This is a genomic window from Paenalcaligenes hermetiae, assembly GCF_039543645.1.
GTDB lineage: Bacteria > Pseudomonadota > Gammaproteobacteria > Burkholderiales > Burkholderiaceae_B > Paenalcaligenes > Paenalcaligenes hermetiae.
Genome location: NZ_BAABKD010000009.1, coordinates 90,813 through 107,853 on the forward strand (window position 1 = coordinate 90,813; position 17,041 = coordinate 107,853).

Genomic DNA, 17,041 nt, shown 5'->3' on the forward strand with positions numbered 1-17,041 from the left:
CCTTTTTTCGCATTTATTACAACGAGACTGTTATGCCCCGCCTTGCCCATCGCACAGAGCTGGCTGTGCCTTTTCATGCTGTAGAGCTTTTTAAAGAAGCCAATACCCTAATTGCCCAAGGTAAAGATATTATTAGCTTGGGAATCGGAGAGCCGGATTTCACCGCTCCCCCCACTGTGGTTGAAGCCCTACAACGCGCGGCAGCGGCAGGCCAAGCTCAGTACACCCCTCCCTCTGGCACCGATGAGCTTAAGGCAGCCTTGTGTGATTATTATCGCGATCATTTTAATGCTTCTGTTCAACCGGAACAAATCCTTGTCACAGCCGGTGCTTCCGGTGCATTGAACTTAGCCGCCTTAGCGCTGGTTAACCCCGGCGATGAGGTGCTCATGCCTGACCCCTCCTACCCTGCAAACCAAAACTTTATTCTGGCTGCTGGTGGTATCCCACGCTTAATACCCAGCACGGCCGAAAACCGTTTTCAGTTGACCGCAGCCGATATTGAACAACACTGGACAGAAAAAACACGTGGGGTGTTGATAGCATCTCCCAGCAACCCAACTGGCGCCACCATAGACCCTAAAGATCTTGCTGAACTTATTCAAGCCGTAAAAGCCCGAGATGGTTTTATCATCATGGATGAAATCTACTTAGGGCTTTACTACGAGGACAAGCCACAAAGCGCACTCTGCTTAGACCCAAGCCTGATTGTTATCAATAGTTTTTCTAAGTATTTCCATATGACAGGCTGGCGCCTAGGCTGGTTGATTGTGCCCACTGAAATCCGCCCAGCCATAGAGAAAATCGCCGCAAGCTTAGCGATTTGTGCTCCTGCCTTAGCCCAGCATGCGGCTTTAGCCTGTTTTGAGCCCGAGGCCATGGCTATTTACGAGCAACGCCGTCTGGCTTTTAAAGCGCGCCGTGATTTTTTATTACCTGCTTTTGCTGCCATGGGGATTCAGGTGCCCGTTACGCCAGACGGGGCATTTTATATTTATGCGGATATTAGCCAGCACAGCCAAGACAGTGATGATTTTTCTCATCGTCTCTTGCACGAAGCCCACGTTGCAGCGGTACCGGGCTTGGATTTTGGCCCTGCGTATGCCAAAAAAATGTTACGGTTTTCGTATTCCACCTCTCTGGAACGACTGGAAGAAGCTGTCGAGCGTATGCGCCGCTTTTTAGCCTAATCTTTAATCGGGATCCCTGACGCCAAGGCTATACGACGGCGCTCGGCTAATACCCGTGCGCCGTATCCACCATCGCTAGGCCCTGTGGCTCCCACATAACAAGCCAAAGCACCGGTTATCGACCCCCGACGCTTTCTACAGTCATACAAAATCTGGGTGCCTGCTCGAATATTGGCTTCGGGGCTAAACACAGCCAAATTACCCTCACTGTACATATCGAGCTTATCCTGATGCACCCGGGTCATTACCTGCATTAGCCCTTGCGCGCCAGCATGGCTCTCTACAAAAGGGTTATAAGACGACTCAATCGCAATCACCGCTAAAATCAGTAGCGGATCCAGGTCTTTTTCCCTGCCATTCACATACGCCAAGTGAATCAAGGCCGAAGTCACCTGATTAGCTAGCTTATACTTACGAGAAAGATAACTGCGCAAAGCATTCAGCTGTGTGCGAGACACCCCACTGATTGTAAAGTTTGTACTGCTTTGCTGTAGTGTCTGTGCAAAACCCAAATAGGCCGAAGGAGATGGGCGGCTGACCAGGGGCTCGTCGCCCTCTTCTATAGAATAGCCCTCACCTGACTGACGCCCAAACCAACCTAACGTTGCATAGTGATCATTACTCATCACTTCAGGGCGCAAAGCCTCCATCACCACTTGATAAATTTGCTTGGCTTGCTCTCGCATTGATGGCACCACTGCCCCTGCCGCCAACGTTACTAAAACGGCGATCCCTAAATAAATAGCACAGAGGTGGATAAACTCGCCCAAGCGCGAATGCAGCCCCTTAAAACCACGCACTAACCATGAGGTATTGGCTGTGACCATACCCTTGTTCCTATAAAATGAATTAAACTGATCATACCGTTATTGGACTTAGAGTTAAACTGGAGCCCTATACCCCTGTGAAATACCGAGACCTCAGAGACTTCATGGCTCAGCTTGAGCAAGCTGGTGAACTAAAACGCATTCACCACCCGATTTCCACCCATTTAGAAATGACGGAAATAGGGGACCGTGTTTTACGCGCCGAAGGCCCAGCATTGTTGTTTGAAAACCCCATTCATCTCGGCCAGCCAGCCAAAATGCCGGTGCTCGCTAACTTATTTGGTACACCAAAACGCGTTGCTTGGGGCATGGGAGCCGAAAACATCGACGCTCTACGCGACGTTGGTGAGCTGCTTGCTAACCTGCGTGAGCCAGAGCCTCCGCGCGGCTTTAAAGATGCTCTATCTAAAATCTCCATGCTAAAAGCCGCCCTTTGGGATATGGCACCCAAACAGATTAAAAACCCAGCCTGCCAAGAAATCATCCTTGAGGGCGACGACGTAGACCTGGATACGATCCCTTTGCAACACTGTTGGCCCGAAGACGCTGCCCCCTTATTAACATGGGGATTAGTCATCACCAAAGGCCCACATGCTAAACGTCAAAACCTAGGCATTTATCGCCAACAACAGCTAGGGCGCAATAAGCTTATTATGCGCTGGTTATCGCACCGTGGGGGCGCCTTAGATTTTAGGGATCATGCTTTGGCTCACCCCGGTCAGCCTTTTCCTGTTGCTGTAGCTCTGGGCTGCGATCCAGCAACCATTTTAGGGGCTGTAACACCTGTACCGGACAGTTTGTCAGAGTATCAGTTTGCAGGGTTATTGCGTGGTGCTAAAACCGAGCTAGCTAAGGCAATCGGCAGCGACTTATCTGTGCCGGCCTTTGCTGAAATCGTGCTCGAGGGCCATATTTTACCTGCCAACCACCCAGATGCTATGACTCCCGACGTACCCGAGGGAGTCAATCCACTTCCCCCCTCGGATTACGAAATGGCCTTAGAGGGGCCCTATGGCGACCACACTGGGTATTACAACGAGCAAGACTGGTTCCCAGTGTTTACGGTCGAGCGCATCACTATGCGTAAAAATCCTATCTACCACAGCACCTACACGGGCAAACCCCCAGATGAGCCTGCTGTACTCGGGGTGGCGTTAAACGAGGTTTTTGTCCCCTTATTAAAAAGGCAACTCCCTGAGATTGTCGATTTTTACCTACCTCCCGAAGGCTGTAGCTATCGACTGGCTGTGGTCTCCATCCGCAAACAATATGCCGGACATGCTAAGCGCGTGATGTTCGGCGTATGGAGTATTCTGCGACAATTTATGTACACCAAATTTATTGTTGTGGTCGATGAGGATGTAAACACGCGAGATTGGAAAGAAGTCATCTGGGCCATGACAACGCGTATGGATCCTGTGCGCGATACGGTACTAGTGGAAAACACCCCTATCGACTATTTGGATTTTGCGTCGCCGGTTTCAGGATTGGGGGGCAAAATGGGCATGGACGCCACCAACAAATGGCCGGGAGAAACCCAGCGCGAATGGGGCCGCGTCATCAAAATGGACGAAGCCACACGCCTAAAAGTGGATAGCATCTGGGACAAGCTCGGCTTTTGACAACCTCACTACCCTAAAGGACGGGGTTTTTCGCGCAAAGCTCATAAAAAACAGGCGGTTTTTACCGCTTGTTTTTTTCTTCATCTCTACTTATACTCAAAAAAAGCATAATTGCTATTATTTTTTACCCCCATTATGCTCAAAAAGAGCAATAAGGAGACGCTATGCCCTCACTACAAGAACTAGCGACCCAATTACAAGAAAAAAATATCGCCCTCATCGCTCATTACTATACCGACCCACTGGTTCAAGATCTCGCAAAACTGAGCCAAGGTTGTGTTGGGGACTCGCTAGAAATGGCGCGCTTTGGCCACGATCATCCTGCTCAAACCCTCATGGTAGCGGGTGTGAAGTTCATGGCAGAAACCGCTAAAATACTTAGTCCCGACAAAACCGTGTATTTGCTCGATCAAGATGCCACCTGTTCTTTAGACATCCATTGTCCTAGTGATGCCTTTGCTGCGTTTAAAGCGCAACACCCAGATAGAGTGGTCGTGGTGTATGCCAACACCAGCGCCGCCGTGAAAGCCCAAGCCGATTGGGTGATTACCTCTTCTATCGCCCTAGACGTTGTACGTCATTTACATAATCAAGGGAAAAAAATCCTCTGGGCTCCAGATAAATATCTTGGGCATTGGATCCAAAGCCAAACCCAAGCCGATATGGTAATTTGGGATGGGGCTTGTGTGGTGCACGAAGAATTTAAGGCCAAAGAGCTAGCCGCTTTGCAAGCGCAGCATCCCGAAGCGCTTACCTTAGTACACCCAGAATCTCCCGCCGATGTCATTGCTCTGGCTGATATCGTAGGCTCTACAACCCAGCTTATCAAAGCCGCTAGCACGCATCCTGCTACCCTATGCATTGTGGCAACAGACCAGCATATTTTGCATGCAATGCGCCAAGCCGCACCACATAAGCAATTCATTGCAGCCCCCACTGCTGGTCATAGCGGCAGCTGTAAAAGCTGCGCATTTTGTCCATGGATGGGCTTAAACACTATCGAAAAAGTTCAAGCACTATTACAACAGCCTTCGACAACCGCCATAGAGGTCCCCACTCCGGTACGCACCAAAGCCTTTCAAGCTCTAAAAAAAATGCTGGACTTTGCACAGCAAAACCAGCAACGAGTACAGACCTCTGGAGACGTGGAAAAAGACCAGCCCTTATTCGAACATACAGGCATGGCCTAAACGATTAAAAAGGCCCGATCACTCGCCCACTTTTGGGTTGACTGGGTTGAATGTATTTTTCTTTTTTCTTCTTTTGAAGTTTTTGATAAGCACTAAATAGGCGCCAGCCCGTCATCGCTAAGGCGCCTAAGCGCCACTTTTTCTTACCAACCACCGTACCTGCAAGCGCTGATAGCCCGGATACCACTAGCGGGTATCGCTTTCCTAAGGACAAGACAAAATCCAACCATCCTCCCGCTTTGGATCCTGCCCCAAAGCTTGCAGATAGACCTTGGGTAAATTGACCTTTAACCATACCTAACAAATGTTCAGGCTGTAGCGAACTACTAATTTCACGGGCTAAATAGCACGCCTCGCGGCGCTCTAGCTCCGCACGCGCCCGTAACAATTCGATACGAACCAAGCGATTAATTTCTGTTTTTTTTGCCATTATTTCGCCTCATCATCGGATCGTAAGCGTTCTAACATTTGGATATCTTTGCCTAGCTCCTCTATCGTAGCAGCAAATGGCATAGGCCCTTTATTTAATCGATTCATAATCGTTAACACTAAAACTGCCGCTAATCCTGCATAGACCACAATTAAAATACCAATTGCCCAATAACGATATTCTGTAGGCCAAAAAAACAAAGCAATTAATAAACTAAATATCAATAACGCCAAGGTAGAAAATAGCAACGCACCAAATAACATAGCTAATAATGTTAGCAACCCTGATTTTTGTTGCCCGGCTTCTAGGGCAAACAACTCTAGGCGTGTACGCACAATCGAAATTGCGGTGCTGCTTAGATCCCCTACACGTTGTCTTAAGGACATGCGTAATCCTTTTGTCAAAAAAGCCCCCTATGGGTTTAGGGGGCTATATCATCAATTACTTACGGCTCACTAACATCCCGAAGAGCAAGCCAACAATCCCTGCGATACCAATCGCTTGCCAAGGATTATCGTGCACGTAATGATCCGTGGCCTTAGCGGCCTGACGACCACTTTCTACAATGGCGTCCTGCGTATCTTGCAAGGCTTCGCGCGTGTTACGCAAGGATCGCATGGCGGCCTCGCGAATCTCATTGGCTTTATCGCCTGTCGCCTCTGCGGCCTCGCTAAGCAAGCGCTCGGCTTCATCTAGACTTTTTTTAACGTCTTCCATGAAGTCGTCCTCTACTTTTTGCGCATTTCGTTTGGTAACCATGATTGAACTCCTTGAGTAATAAAATAACGAAGCAATCCATCAACACTCTATTTATTAACTAAAGCATAAATAGATATGCACTCAGTTTATGCTACCTGATTTTTTATCACTCTGCGTGTTTAGATGGCGCAAGGATTGTAAAAAAATATCGCAAAAGTAAAAATAAATCAGGACTCCACTTTTTGGCGTGTACCAAAAATACGATCCCCAGCATCCCCTAAACCGGGCACAATATAGCCATTTTCATCCAAATGACTATCTATCGATGCTGTATAAATTTCCACATCTGGATGGGCGTTTTGTACAGTACGTATCCCCTCGGGGGCGGCAACCAGTACTAAGGCCCGAATCGTTTTACAGCCTGCTTTCTTTAATAAATCGATAGTGGCAACCATCGACCCCCCTGTAGCCAGCATTGGGTCAATAATTAACGCAAAGCGTTGGTCAAGCTCACCCACAAGTCGCTCTAAATACGTTTGAGCCTCGAAGGTTTCCTCATTACGAGCAATACCAATTACAGAGACCTTAGCACCCGGGATAAGACTTAACACGCCATCTAACATCCCAATCCCAGCACGTAAAATTGGCACAACGGTTACTTTTTTACCAGCAATTTTCTCTACGTTCACCTCACCACACCAACCTTCGATGGTGGTGGATTCTAAAGGTAAGTCTTTGGTGGCCTCATAGGTCAGCAATGCCGCAATCTCTTGCGACATTTCCCGAAAATTCTTGGTGCTTAAATCTGCTCTACGCATTAGACCAAGCTTATGGCGAATCAAAGGGTGTTGTATTTCATGTATAGCCATGCTGTACTCATTAAGTAATCACCTAATCCATTAGGTTTGTTATTGAACAAAAATTATTGGGCGGCAAGCCATTTTACTAGCGCATCATCAAAAGGCCGAACCGAAGCAGCCCCCTCGCCATTGACCATACTCACCATAATATAGCGTTTGCCGCTCGTGCCTAAAACATATCCTGCCAAAGCACGTGCATCGCGTAAGGTGCCGGTTTTTAAATGAGCACGACCCTGAACCTCATCGTCCTTTAACCGTCGTCGCACCGTGCCATCTACCCCGGCAATAGCTAACGACGACATAAACTCTGGCATGTAATTAGAGCGCCAAATCACATCCAACATCTGCGCCATACCCTGCGCCGTTACCCGCGCTTGTCGTGATAGCCCTGAGCCATTATCAATACGCCAGCCATTGGTATTGATTCCCTGCGACTGCAACACCCGCATCGCGGCCTGCTCTGCGGTAGCTACCGTTGCCCCAGCACCATTTAGTTGTTGCCCTAACCGCAATAACAACAACGTTGCCATTACATTATTACTTTGTTTATTGATCACACGTATTTGATCTGCCAGCGTTGGCGAGTCATGCCAAGCTAACGCTTTTGCCTGAGCAGGGACTTTACCTGAGCGAATATCGTGCGCTAACGTGCCACCCAGCTCTTTCCAAATCATTTTAAAAACATGATTGAAAAATGGCTGTTGCCCCATGGTAAGGCGATATACACTGAACTCGCCACAGGAGCCGGCAGCTGTACCCGAAGCAACAACCTGAATGCCATTGGGTGCTTGTTGTATACGGGTACTAATAGCCGGAGAGCCTGGGCAGCGTTGGTCGCTCCAACTGACTTGGTTGTCTATGCGTAGGCCGGGAACCGGTGGATCCATCACGCCTATCCATTTTTTATTCTTCTCATCCGGCAAAAACAATAAGCGCGACGCCCCAAAACCAACCATCATGGCATCAGGACTTGCATTATAAGGACGATCCCCAGCCCCATCAAACGCATAAGGGTCTGTGGCCACCTGCCCAAAAACAGAGCGATCCACCACCACTTCGCTTAAGTTTTTAACACCTCGCAAACGTAAGTCACGTAACAAATTCCATAAGTCTGATATGGAAAAAAAGGGGTCACCCGATGCCTGAATATATAAAGGGCCTTGTAGAGTGCCCTGAGCATCAATCGTCGCGTTTGCTTGTCGATATAAGGTAGTACGCCATGTGTGTTCGGGCCCTAAAGCCGATAACCCCGCCCATGTAGTCACCATTTTCATGACAGAAGCTGGGTTACGAGGCGTGGTCGCGTTATGATTTACTAAGGTAGGACCGTCCACCTCTTTGATATAGACCGATAGATTTTGCTCAGAGAGCCGCGTGTTTTTCCAAGCTTGCTGTAACTCAGCAGGCAGTGCTTGCGCTAAAACTGGCACACTGACTACCCATAGAGCCACCCAAAGCATGGCGCGCTTTTTTAGCTTATTCATGTTTTGCCCTGTTATTTCTACAAATCCGACTTTATGATCTAAGCATAACCAAAATCTGTCCACCCATGGATTTTTATATGCAAATCCAGCAATCGGCTTAAAATAGCTAGTTATGCCTATTGCTGTTGCTTCTTATTTTATTCGTTATGGCCGATTCTGCTAAGCTTTCCCTGTCTTTATTTGACTACCATCTACCTGAGGCCTTAATCGCCCAGCACCCTGCCCCAGAACGTGTGGGCAGCCGTTTACTTGTTTTAGAAAAAAACGGGCATTATTACGACAGCCAATTTAGCGCCTTGCCACAGTTGCTGCGCGCCGGTGACTTATTGGTTTTTAATAATACTCAAGTCATTAAAGCCCGCCTCCAAGGGCAAAAGCACACCGGTGGCCGGGTCGAAGTACTCATTGAACGTGTGCTGGATGAGTACCATGCCATCGCGCATATTCGTGCCAGCAAAGCTCCTAAACCAGGCACAGACTTACTCTTTGCTGAAGGCGCTCTCATCCTCACCGTTACTGGCCGCGATGACGCACTCTTTCATGTGCGCTTTAACCAACCAGCGCTGGCCGCTCTAGAGCAATATGGAGCACTACCGCTACCACCTTATATTAGCCATACTGCGGACGCCGAAGATGAACAGCGCTATCAAACGGTGTATGCCTCTGAGCCTGGCGCCGTTGCCGCCCCCACTGCAGGGCTGCACTTTGATGAAAATATGCTAGCCTTATTACAAAAGCAGGGCATACAAACGGCGTTTGTCACTCTTCATGTGGGCGCAGGTACCTTTCAGCCGGTACGTGTTGAGCATATAGAAGACCACCAAATGCATGCCGAACGCTATGTGGTTCCAGCCGAAACTCTAGCGCTTATTGAGCAAACTCGCGCCGCAGGAAACCGCGTGATTGCAGTGGGGACAACCAGTGTTCGTGCTCTTGAGTCTGCCGCCCAACCGGAGCTCACTCAAGGCCTAACCCTTAGCAATGGTGATCAATGCGGCGACACCCGTATTTTTATCACCCCAGGCTATACATTTCACTATGTGGATGCCTTAATTACTAACTTTCATCTACCTCAATCCACCCTATTAATGTTAGTGTCTGCCTTAGCTGGTATTGAGCCCATTCGTGCCGCTTATCAGCACGCAGTAGAACAACAATACCGATTTTTTAGCTATGGCGATGCCATGTTTATAGAAAAAAATTCATGAGCGGACTCAATTTTCAATTATTAACCACTGACGGCCAAGCACGTCGCGGTACGATCACACTCAACCATGGTCAAGTGCAAACCCCTATTTTTATGCCCGTAGGCACCTATGGCAGCGTAAAAGCCATGCTTCCACATGAACTGGAAGACATTCAAGCACAAATTATCTTAGGGAATACCTTCCACCTATGGTTACGCCCCGGCACCGAGATTATGGATCTACACGGTGGGCTCCATGATTTTATGGGCTGGAACAAACCTATTTTGACCGACTCTGGGGGCTTTCAGGTTTTCAGCCTTAAAGGTATGCGTAAAATTACCGAAGAGGGGGTAACCTTTGCCTCTCCCATTAACGGCGACCGTCTCTTTCTCACCCCAGAAAAATCCATGCAAATCCAGCGTGCTTTGAATTCGGATATAGCCATGGTGTTTGATGAATGTACGCCATACTTAATCAACGACCGCCCCGCCACCCACGATGAGGCAGCGCAATCAATGCGCATGTCTTTACGCTGGGCTAAGCGTTCACGTACGGCATTTAAAGAATCAGAAAACCCCAATGCCTTATTTGGCATTGTTCAAGGGGGGATGTACGAAGATCTGCGCGATGAATCTTTAGCGGGACTGGTCGATATTGGCTTTGAAGGCTACGCTATCGGTGGGCTCTCTGTTGGCGAACCCAAAGAAGATATGCTACGCATTCTTTCTCACATCACGCCCGCATTACCTGAGCAAGCCCCCCGCTATTTAATGGGTGTGGGAACGCCAGAAGATCTCGTTGACGGGGTCGCCAATGGGGTAGATATGTTTGACTGCGTTATGCCTACACGCAACGCGCGTAATGGCTGGCTCTTTACTCGTTTTGGTGACGTTAAAATCCGTAATGCTCGCTATAAAGACGATACCAAACCTTTAGACCCCAGCTGCTCGTGCCACACCTGTCAACACTTCAGCCGCTCGTACTTGCATCACTTACAGCGAGCCAATGAGATCACAGGGGCTCGACTTAATACGCTGCATAACTTACATTTTTATTTACAAATCATGCAAGAGATGCGCGATGCGATTGAAGCTGGAGAATTTTCTCAGTGGCGGGCACAATTTCAAGAAGATCGCGCCCGAGGCACCGATTAAGCATTACAATAGCCCCTTTTAGCTAACTATTTCCTGAATACTTTCCCTTTGTGGAGCAACTCTTATGACTTTAACCGACGTGTTAACACTGGTTCCTGCTCAAGCAGAGCCCAATGCCCTCGCTAGCATGCTACCCATCATTTTAATGTTTGTGATTTTATATTTTTTGATGATTCGTCCCCAGATGAAACGTCAGAAAGAGCATCGCAATATGGTAGCCAACCTTGCTAAAGGCGATGAGGTCATCACTGGTGGCGGCATTCTAGGAAAAATCACCAAAGTCAGCGATAACTACATCACACTCGAAGTCGCAGACTTAGCCGATAAACCCGTTGAGATTCTGCTACAGCGTCAGGCTGTTAGCTCTGTTCTGCCAAAAGGCACGATCAAATCCCTCTAATGGGTTACGCTATCTTGTCGGTCTAGTCCATACTAGACCGATCTCCTTTTCGTACCGTTGCCGCTAGAACTATGAACCGTTATCCCCTTTGGAAATACCTCACCGTATTGGTGGCCCTCATAATTGGGGTGCTGTACTCCATACCCAATTTATTTGGTGAATCACCCGCTGTACAAATTGCCAGCGCCAAGTCCGTCGTCAAAGTAGACGTCTCCACCCTAAGCCGTGTAGAAGACATACTACGCCGTCACAATATCCCTATCAGCGGTAGCTATTTCGAACAAAATGGTCCTGCCGGCACCGTGCGTATTCGCTTTGACTCCACAGACACCCAGCTCAAAGCCAAAGACATTTTAGAAAAAGAATTGGTCCCCAATGCCGAGGACCCTTCCTATACGGTTGCTTTAAACTTAATGTCCGCTACCCCAAACTGGTTGACCTCTCTGGGTGCTAAACCCATGCACCTAGGCTTGGACTTGCGTGGTGGCGTGCACTTCTTGCTCGAAGTTGACATGCAAGGCGCCCTCAATGGCCGCTATGATTCGCTCGCTTCAGAAATTCGTACCGTATTACGAGAGGCCGACCTACGCGCACAAAGCATTGAGCGTCAAGATCAGTCTGTTGTCATGCGTTTTGACTCTCCTACAGCTCGTGATGAGGCTCAAACTCGTCTACGTCGTCAAATCCCGGATTTGCAATTTGCTCCTACCTCAGACAACCAGCTCCAAGCGACCTTATCTGAAGCCTCTATCTTGCAGGCACAATCAAACGCCTTACGTCAAAACATCACCACTTTACATAATCGAATTAACGAGCTAGGTGTTGCTGAACCCATTATCCAGCAACAGGGGGCTGATCGCATCGTGGTTCAACTACCTGGTGTGCAAGACGTAGCAAAAGCCAAAGAGATTCTAGGCCGCACTGCCACCTTAGAAATCCGGATGGTCGATGACTCTCCTACCGCCATGGCAGCCCTTGCAGCCGGCACCGTTCCTTTTGGTTTAGAGCGCTATAAAGACCGTGATGGTCATGAGCTTTTGCTGCGTCGACAGGTCATTCTTACCGGTGAAAACCTTCAAGACGCTCAACCTGGACGCGACTCACAAACCCAACAACCCACTGTCAACCTAACGCTAGATAGTAAGGGCGCCCGCATTTTCCGTGATGTCACGCGCAACAACATCAACAAGCGTTTAGCGATTGTCTTATTTGAAAAAGGGCAAGGCGAAGTCGTCACGGCGCCTGTGATTCGCTCTGAAATCCCCGGTGGACAGGTACAAATCTCCGGCAGCATGGGTGTACAAGAAGCCGCTGACGTTGCCTTGCTTTTACGCGCCGGATCTTTGGCAGCCCCCATGGCTATTATCGAAGAGCGAACCATTGGGCCTAGCCTTGGTGCAGAAAACATCCAACAGGGTTTTAACTCCACGTTGTATGGTTTTATTGCACTCGCCATTTTCATCATCGCCTACTACCACCTATTTGGGATCTTTTCTACCTTAGGTCTCACCTTTAACCTACTGCTCTTGATCGCCGTGTTATCTATGCTGCAAGCTACCATGACTCTACCGGGTATTGCCGCACTTGCCTTAACACTAGGTATGGCTATTGATGCTAACGTTTTGATCAACGAGCGCATACGCGAAGAGCTACGCAATGGACTTAGCCCACAAGCCGCTATTCACGCCGGTTTTGATCGGGCATGGGCTACCATTTTTGACTCAAACTTAACTAGCCTCATTGTGGGAGTGGCCCTGCTCACCTTTGGTTCCGGCCCCGTACGTGGCTTTGCCGTGGTCCACACCATAGGGATTTTGACCTCCATGTTCTCCTCTGTCGTAGGGGTACGAGCTTTGGTTAACCTTTGGTACGGTGGGCGTCGTCGCCTGCAACATATTTCCATCGGTCAGGTATGGAAACCTAAAGACACGAATAAGGCAGACTAGTCATGGAATTTTTTCGTATTTCGCGCATTATTCCTTTTATGCGCCATGTTAAGCTGCTGAACCTTATCAGTTTGGCCGTATTTATTGCCGCCGTGTTTTTTATCGTCACACGTGGCTTTAATCTTTCTATTGAGTTTACCGGCGGTACGGTCATGGAGGTCCACTACCAGCAAACCGCACAGGTAGAGGAGGTCCGCGAAGCCTTAACTGACTTAGGCTACAACGACTTTCAGGTTCAAAGCTTTGGTACATCGCAAGATGTTTTGATCCGCTTACCGGCTACCGATACCAATGACACCACAGCCCAAAGCGAATCCGTACTCAGAGCACTTCAGGCACAACATAGCGATGTGGAGCTACGGCGGGTAGAGTTCGTTGGCCCACAAGTTGGGCAAGAGCTGATTCATAATGGCTTGATGGCGCTACTTTTTGTGGTCATTGGCATTATGGTGTATTTGGCTTTCCGCTTTGAATGGAAGCTCGCTATTGCCTGCGCGGTGGCAAACTTACACGACGTGGTCATTATCCTAGGCTTTTTTGCCCTATTCCAATGGGAGTTTTCTTTGCCCGTGCTAGCTGGGGTGCTTGCCGTACTAGGCTACTCGGTGAACGAGTCCGTGGTGGTCATGGACCGTATCCGTGAAAACTTCCGTAAACAACGTCGTATGCCTGTACCTGAGATCATTAACCTCTCCATTACCCAAAACATCTCTCGTACGATTATTACTCATGGCTCCACGCAGCTCATGGTGCTATCCATGCTGTTTTTTGGTGGGCCTACCTTGCACTATTTCTCATTGGCACTAACCATTGGGATTTGGTTTGGTATTTATTCTTCTGTTTTTGTGGCTTCTGGGATTTCCCTAGGCCTAGGCTTAAAGCGCGAAGACCTGATCCCCAAACCTGTTAATAAAGACGAGGATCCAGCCGTAGAAATCATGGATTAAAACCGTAGACTACACCTAAAGAACGCTCTGTTATTTCTCAGAGCGTTCTTTATTTTAGACATAGGCATAGCCACGAGTTCGTTACAGAGCTTAGTGCTGCTTTACGTACACGCCTACGGTTATTATTTTTATTGAAATCCAATTACATGGTTATAATTAGAGGTTTAATCTTATTTTTGCCCACGGGGTCAACACCCGCTACGGCTTATCATTATGCAAAAAGATCCATTACAAAATACCGTAACTACCACAGCATCACCCAAAAAACTCTTCATTCGCACTTTTGGCTGCCAAATGAATGAGTACGATTCGGATAAAATGGCAGATGTTCTCAATGAGCACGGCCCCATTGAGCTCACTACCAACCCTGACGAAGCCGATATTATTCTTTTTAATACCTGCTCCGTACGCGAAAAAGCGCAAGAAAAAGTTTTTTCTGATTTAGGGCGTGTGCGCCATCTTAAACAGCAAAATCCCAATCTCATTATTGGCGTAGGTGGCTGTGTGGCCAGCCAAGAAGGCAAAACGATTATCGAGCGTGCGCCTTATGTAGATGTGGTCTTTGGCCCACAAACCTTGCATCGCTTACCCGAGCTCATTGTAGAGCGCAAAAAACGTGGGCGTGCCCAAGTCGATATCAGCTTTCCTGAAATTGAAAAATTCGACAACCTCCCCCCAGCACGCATCGAAGGGCCAACGGCCTTTGTCTCCATTATGGAAGGCTGTAGCAAATACTGCAGCTTCTGCGTCGTGCCCTACACACGTGGTGCCGAGATTTCCCGCCCTTTCGAAGACGTTCTCATCGAGGTCGCTGATTTGGCAGACCAAGGTGTCAAAGAGGTCACCCTTTTAGGTCAAAACGTAAACGCATACCGTGGTGCCTTGCCCGACTCCGAGGAGATCGCCGACTTTGCCATGCTCCTCGAGTATGTACACGAAATCCCTGGCATCGAGCGCATTCGCTACACCACCTCGCACCCCAAAGAAATGACATCGCGCCTCATCGAAGCACATGGCAAATTACCCAAACTGGTGCCGTTTTTACACTTGCCTGTGCAAGCAGGTAGTGACCGTGTACTCAGCGCCATGAAGCGTGGCTACACAGCGCTAGAGTTTAAATCCATCGCTCGACGCCTGCGCGAGGCTCGCCCCGGGCTCACCCTGTCATCGGATTTCATTGTTGGCTTTCCTGGAGAAACTGAAGCCGATTTCGAGAAAACCATGCAGCTGATCCGCGACGTGGGTTTTGATACTTCGTTTTCTTTTGTGTATTCTCGTCGTCCCGGCACCCCAGCCGCTGATCTTGAGGACGATGTCACCAAAGAAGAAAAACTCAACCGCTTGCACCGTTTACAAGCCCTCATCAACGAGCAGGCTAACGCCATTGCCCAAAGCATGATTGGCACGGAACAAATGGTTCTGGTCGAGCGTCTTTCCCGTCGCGATGATTCCGAGATCATGGGGCGTACAGAGAATAACCGTATTGTTAACTTCCCAGGTCAGGCTCGCCTTATTGGTCAAATGGTAAAAGTTCGTATTACCGAAGCCATGACGAACACCTTGCGGGGCGAAATTGTCACCACCGAAAGCGTGAGCGGAGCCTAATGTCTAAATTAAAGCAAACGGTACACCTAGAGGGCGATAACACGCATTTAGCTAATTTCTGCGGGCCTCTTGATGAAAATCTACGACAAATCGCCGTGGCATATGATGTGCAGCTGCGTCGCCGCGGCGAACACGTCATTATCGAGGGAGACTTAGCTGAACCCGCCGCCGATGCAGTTCGCTGGTTTCATGACCGCTCGGTCCACAAAGCGCTCAGCTTAGACGATATCCAGTTAGGTTTAGTTGAGCTTAAAGCTCAGCATAAACCTAGCTCTACCGATCCTATTACCGACTTTAGCGAAGAATACGTTCCCGTTGCTCCCGTACTAAACGAAGGGGAGCTAAACCTACGCACGCGGCGCCGTGATTTACGCCCGCGCACCCCACGGCAACGGGACTATTTAGCCCAAATTTTAAATCACGATATTACCTTTGGTGTTGGTCCAGCCGGTACGGGTAAGACCTTTTTGGCAGTGGCTTGTGCAATAGATGCCTTAGAACGCGAAGCCGTAGAGCGCATTGTACTCACCCGTCCCGCCGTAGAGGCCGGCGAACGCCTGGGCTTTTTACCAGGTGATTTATCACAAAAAGTCGACCCTTATTTGCGTCCGCTTTACGATGCCCTATATGATTTGATGGGCTTTGAAAAAGTACAACGCTTATTTGAAAAGCAAACCATCGAGATTGCTCCCCTTGCTTATATGCGCGGGCGCACCCTTAATCACTCCTTTATCATTTTGGATGAGGCACAAAACACCACGCCCTCACAAATGAAGATGTTTCTCACGCGCACTGGCTTTGGTAGTAAAGCTGTCATCACCGGAGACCCATCTCAGGTAGACCTGCCCAAAGGGCAGTCCAGTGGTTTAATGCATGCTATCTCCATCCTAAAAGGGGTCAAAGGCATTGCGCTTAGCCAACTAACAAGCCAAGACGTGGTGCGCCATCCTTTGGTGGGACGCATCGTCGAGGCCTACGAGGCACATAACCAATAATCATGGTTGATATTGAACTTAACCTACAATTCCAAACCCCTCATCCGGAATTAACCGAGCCCTTGCTTTACCAGTGGGTAAGCACCACGGTGCACGAGATCGCGGCAATTTATCAGGAAGCCAACCAGGCCGTTCCTTTTCAAAAAATCGCATTAACGTTGCGTTTTTGCGATGAAACAGAAGGCCGAGCTTTAAACCAACAGTTTCGTCATAAAGACTATGCAACGAACGTGTTAACCTTTGAATATGGTATTGATGCAACGGGTACGCTCAGCAGCGATATTATTATTTGTATCCCAGTACTGATACAAGAAGCTAAAGAGCAAAAAAAACCCTTTTTACATCATGCTGCACACCTCTGTATCCATGGCGTACTTCATGCTTTAGGTTATGATCACCTGGATGACGAGGAGGCCGAAGAAATGGAATCCTTGGAAATCGATATCCTACATACTATGGATATTCCTAATCCTTACCACTAAAATTAAGCCCAACCCCTAACTCA

17 protein-coding genes are annotated in these 17,041 nt (G+C 48.6%); 11 read left to right on the plus strand and 6 right to left on the minus strand.

The window, feature by feature from the left end; translation table 11 throughout:
• Positions 1–32: 32 nt before the first annotated feature.
• Positions 33–1,190, plus strand: a complete 1,158-nt coding sequence (locus tag ABD980_RS06115) for a pyridoxal phosphate-dependent aminotransferase (protein WP_300647436.1) — start codon at positions 33–35, stop codon at positions 1,188–1,190.
• On the opposite strand, the gene ABD980_RS06120 is transcribed toward ABD980_RS06115, so the two are convergent.
• Entirely contained in the window at positions 1,187–2,017 is an 831-nt protein-coding gene (locus tag ABD980_RS06120; RefSeq protein WP_300647427.1) for a transglycosylase SLT domain-containing protein, read from the minus strand. The two genes, ABD980_RS06115 and ABD980_RS06120, sit on opposite strands and share 4 nt — an antisense overlap.
• 77 nt (positions 2,018–2,094) lie before the next feature.
• Between ABD980_RS06120 and ABD980_RS06125 the strand changes: the two genes are divergently transcribed.
• On the plus strand, positions 2,095–3,639 hold the full coding sequence (locus ABD980_RS06125) for a UbiD family decarboxylase (protein WP_345370374.1): 1,545 nt from the start codon (positions 2,095–2,097) through the stop codon (positions 3,637–3,639).
• Positions 3,640–3,803: 164 nt separating this feature from the next.
• On the plus strand, positions 3,804–4,829 hold the full coding sequence (gene nadA / locus ABD980_RS06130; RefSeq protein WP_345370375.1) for a quinolinate synthase NadA: 1,026 nt from the start codon (positions 3,804–3,806) through the stop codon (positions 4,827–4,829).
• A gap of 4 nt (positions 4,830–4,833) precedes the next feature.
• Here the strand turns inward: nadA and ABD980_RS06135 are convergent, their stop codons facing one another.
• The 5 genes from ABD980_RS06135 to dacB form a co-directional block, all read right to left on the minus strand.
• Positions 4,834–5,259 carry a hypothetical protein gene (locus ABD980_RS06135; RefSeq protein ID WP_300648150.1) on the minus strand — a complete coding sequence of 142 codons (426 nt, stop codon included), beginning with the start codon at positions 5,257–5,259 and terminating at the stop codon, positions 4,834–4,836.
• Positions 5,259–5,645, minus strand: a complete 387-nt coding sequence (locus ABD980_RS06140) for a phage holin family protein (RefSeq protein WP_260649305.1) — start codon at positions 5,643–5,645, stop codon at positions 5,259–5,261. The genes ABD980_RS06135 and ABD980_RS06140 overlap by 1 nt, the downstream gene beginning before the upstream one ends.
• A 55-nt stretch (positions 5,646–5,700) precedes the next feature.
• Complete coding sequence (locus ABD980_RS06145; protein WP_260649306.1) at positions 5,701–6,018, minus strand: ElaB/YgaM/YqjD family protein; 318 nt, start codon at positions 6,016–6,018, stop codon at positions 5,701–5,703.
• 167 nt (positions 6,019–6,185) lie between these two features.
• Positions 6,186–6,827 carry a uracil phosphoribosyltransferase gene (gene upp / locus ABD980_RS06150; RefSeq protein WP_345370377.1) on the minus strand — a complete coding sequence of 214 codons (642 nt, stop codon included), beginning with the start codon at positions 6,825–6,827 and terminating at the stop codon, positions 6,186–6,188.
• 53 nt (positions 6,828–6,880) lie between these two features.
• Positions 6,881–8,302 (minus strand): D-alanyl-D-alanine carboxypeptidase/D-alanyl-D-alanine endopeptidase, encoded by a 1,422-nt coding sequence (dacB, locus tag ABD980_RS06155; protein ID WP_260649308.1) that lies wholly within the window; start codon positions 8,300–8,302, stop codon positions 6,881–6,883.
• A 146-nt stretch (positions 8,303–8,448) separates the two neighbouring features.
• On the opposite strand from dacB, the gene queA reads away from it, so the two are divergent.
• The 8 genes from queA to ybeY all read left to right on the plus strand — a co-directional run bounded on the left by queA (position 8,449) and on the right by ybeY (position 17,018).
• Positions 8,449–9,510 carry a tRNA preQ1(34) S-adenosylmethionine ribosyltransferase-isomerase QueA gene (gene queA / locus ABD980_RS06160; protein WP_345370380.1) on the plus strand — a complete coding sequence of 354 codons (1,062 nt, stop codon included), beginning with the start codon at positions 8,449–8,451 and terminating at the stop codon, positions 9,508–9,510.
• On the plus strand, positions 9,507–10,643 hold the full coding sequence (gene tgt / locus ABD980_RS06165; RefSeq protein ID WP_300648158.1) for a tRNA guanosine(34) transglycosylase Tgt: 1,137 nt from the start codon (positions 9,507–9,509) through the stop codon (positions 10,641–10,643). Before queA ends, tgt begins: the two co-directional genes overlap by 4 nt.
• A 64-nt stretch (positions 10,644–10,707) precedes the next feature.
• The gene (gene yajC / locus ABD980_RS06170; RefSeq protein ID WP_260649311.1) at positions 10,708–11,043 is read left to right on the plus strand and encodes a preprotein translocase subunit YajC; all 336 of its coding nucleotides are present in this window, start codon (positions 10,708–10,710) and stop codon (positions 11,041–11,043) included.
• A 71-nt stretch (positions 11,044–11,114) separates the two neighbouring features.
• The gene (secD, locus tag ABD980_RS06175) at positions 11,115–12,989 is read left to right on the plus strand and encodes a protein translocase subunit SecD (RefSeq protein WP_300648161.1); all 1,875 of its coding nucleotides are present in this window, start codon (positions 11,115–11,117) and stop codon (positions 12,987–12,989) included.
• Positions 12,990–12,991: 2 nt separating this feature from the next.
• Positions 12,992–13,936: a protein translocase subunit SecF gene (secF, locus tag ABD980_RS06180; protein ID WP_300648163.1), complete on the plus strand. Its 945-nt coding sequence runs from the start codon at positions 12,992–12,994 to the stop codon at positions 13,934–13,936.
• A gap of 213 nt (positions 13,937–14,149) precedes the next feature.
• Positions 14,150–15,541: a tRNA (N6-isopentenyl adenosine(37)-C2)-methylthiotransferase MiaB gene (miaB, locus tag ABD980_RS06185; RefSeq protein ID WP_300648173.1), complete on the plus strand. Its 1,392-nt coding sequence runs from the start codon at positions 14,150–14,152 to the stop codon at positions 15,539–15,541.
• Positions 15,541–16,536: a PhoH family protein gene (locus ABD980_RS06190; RefSeq protein WP_345370385.1), complete on the plus strand. Its 996-nt coding sequence runs from the start codon at positions 15,541–15,543 to the stop codon at positions 16,534–16,536. The genes miaB and ABD980_RS06190 overlap by 1 nt, the downstream gene beginning before the upstream one ends.
• A 2-nt stretch (positions 16,537–16,538) precedes the next feature.
• Positions 16,539–17,018 (plus strand): rRNA maturation RNase YbeY, encoded by a 480-nt coding sequence (gene ybeY, locus ABD980_RS06195; RefSeq protein ID WP_345370387.1) that lies wholly within the window; start codon positions 16,539–16,541, stop codon positions 17,016–17,018.
• Positions 17,019–17,041: the final 23 nt, after the last annotated feature.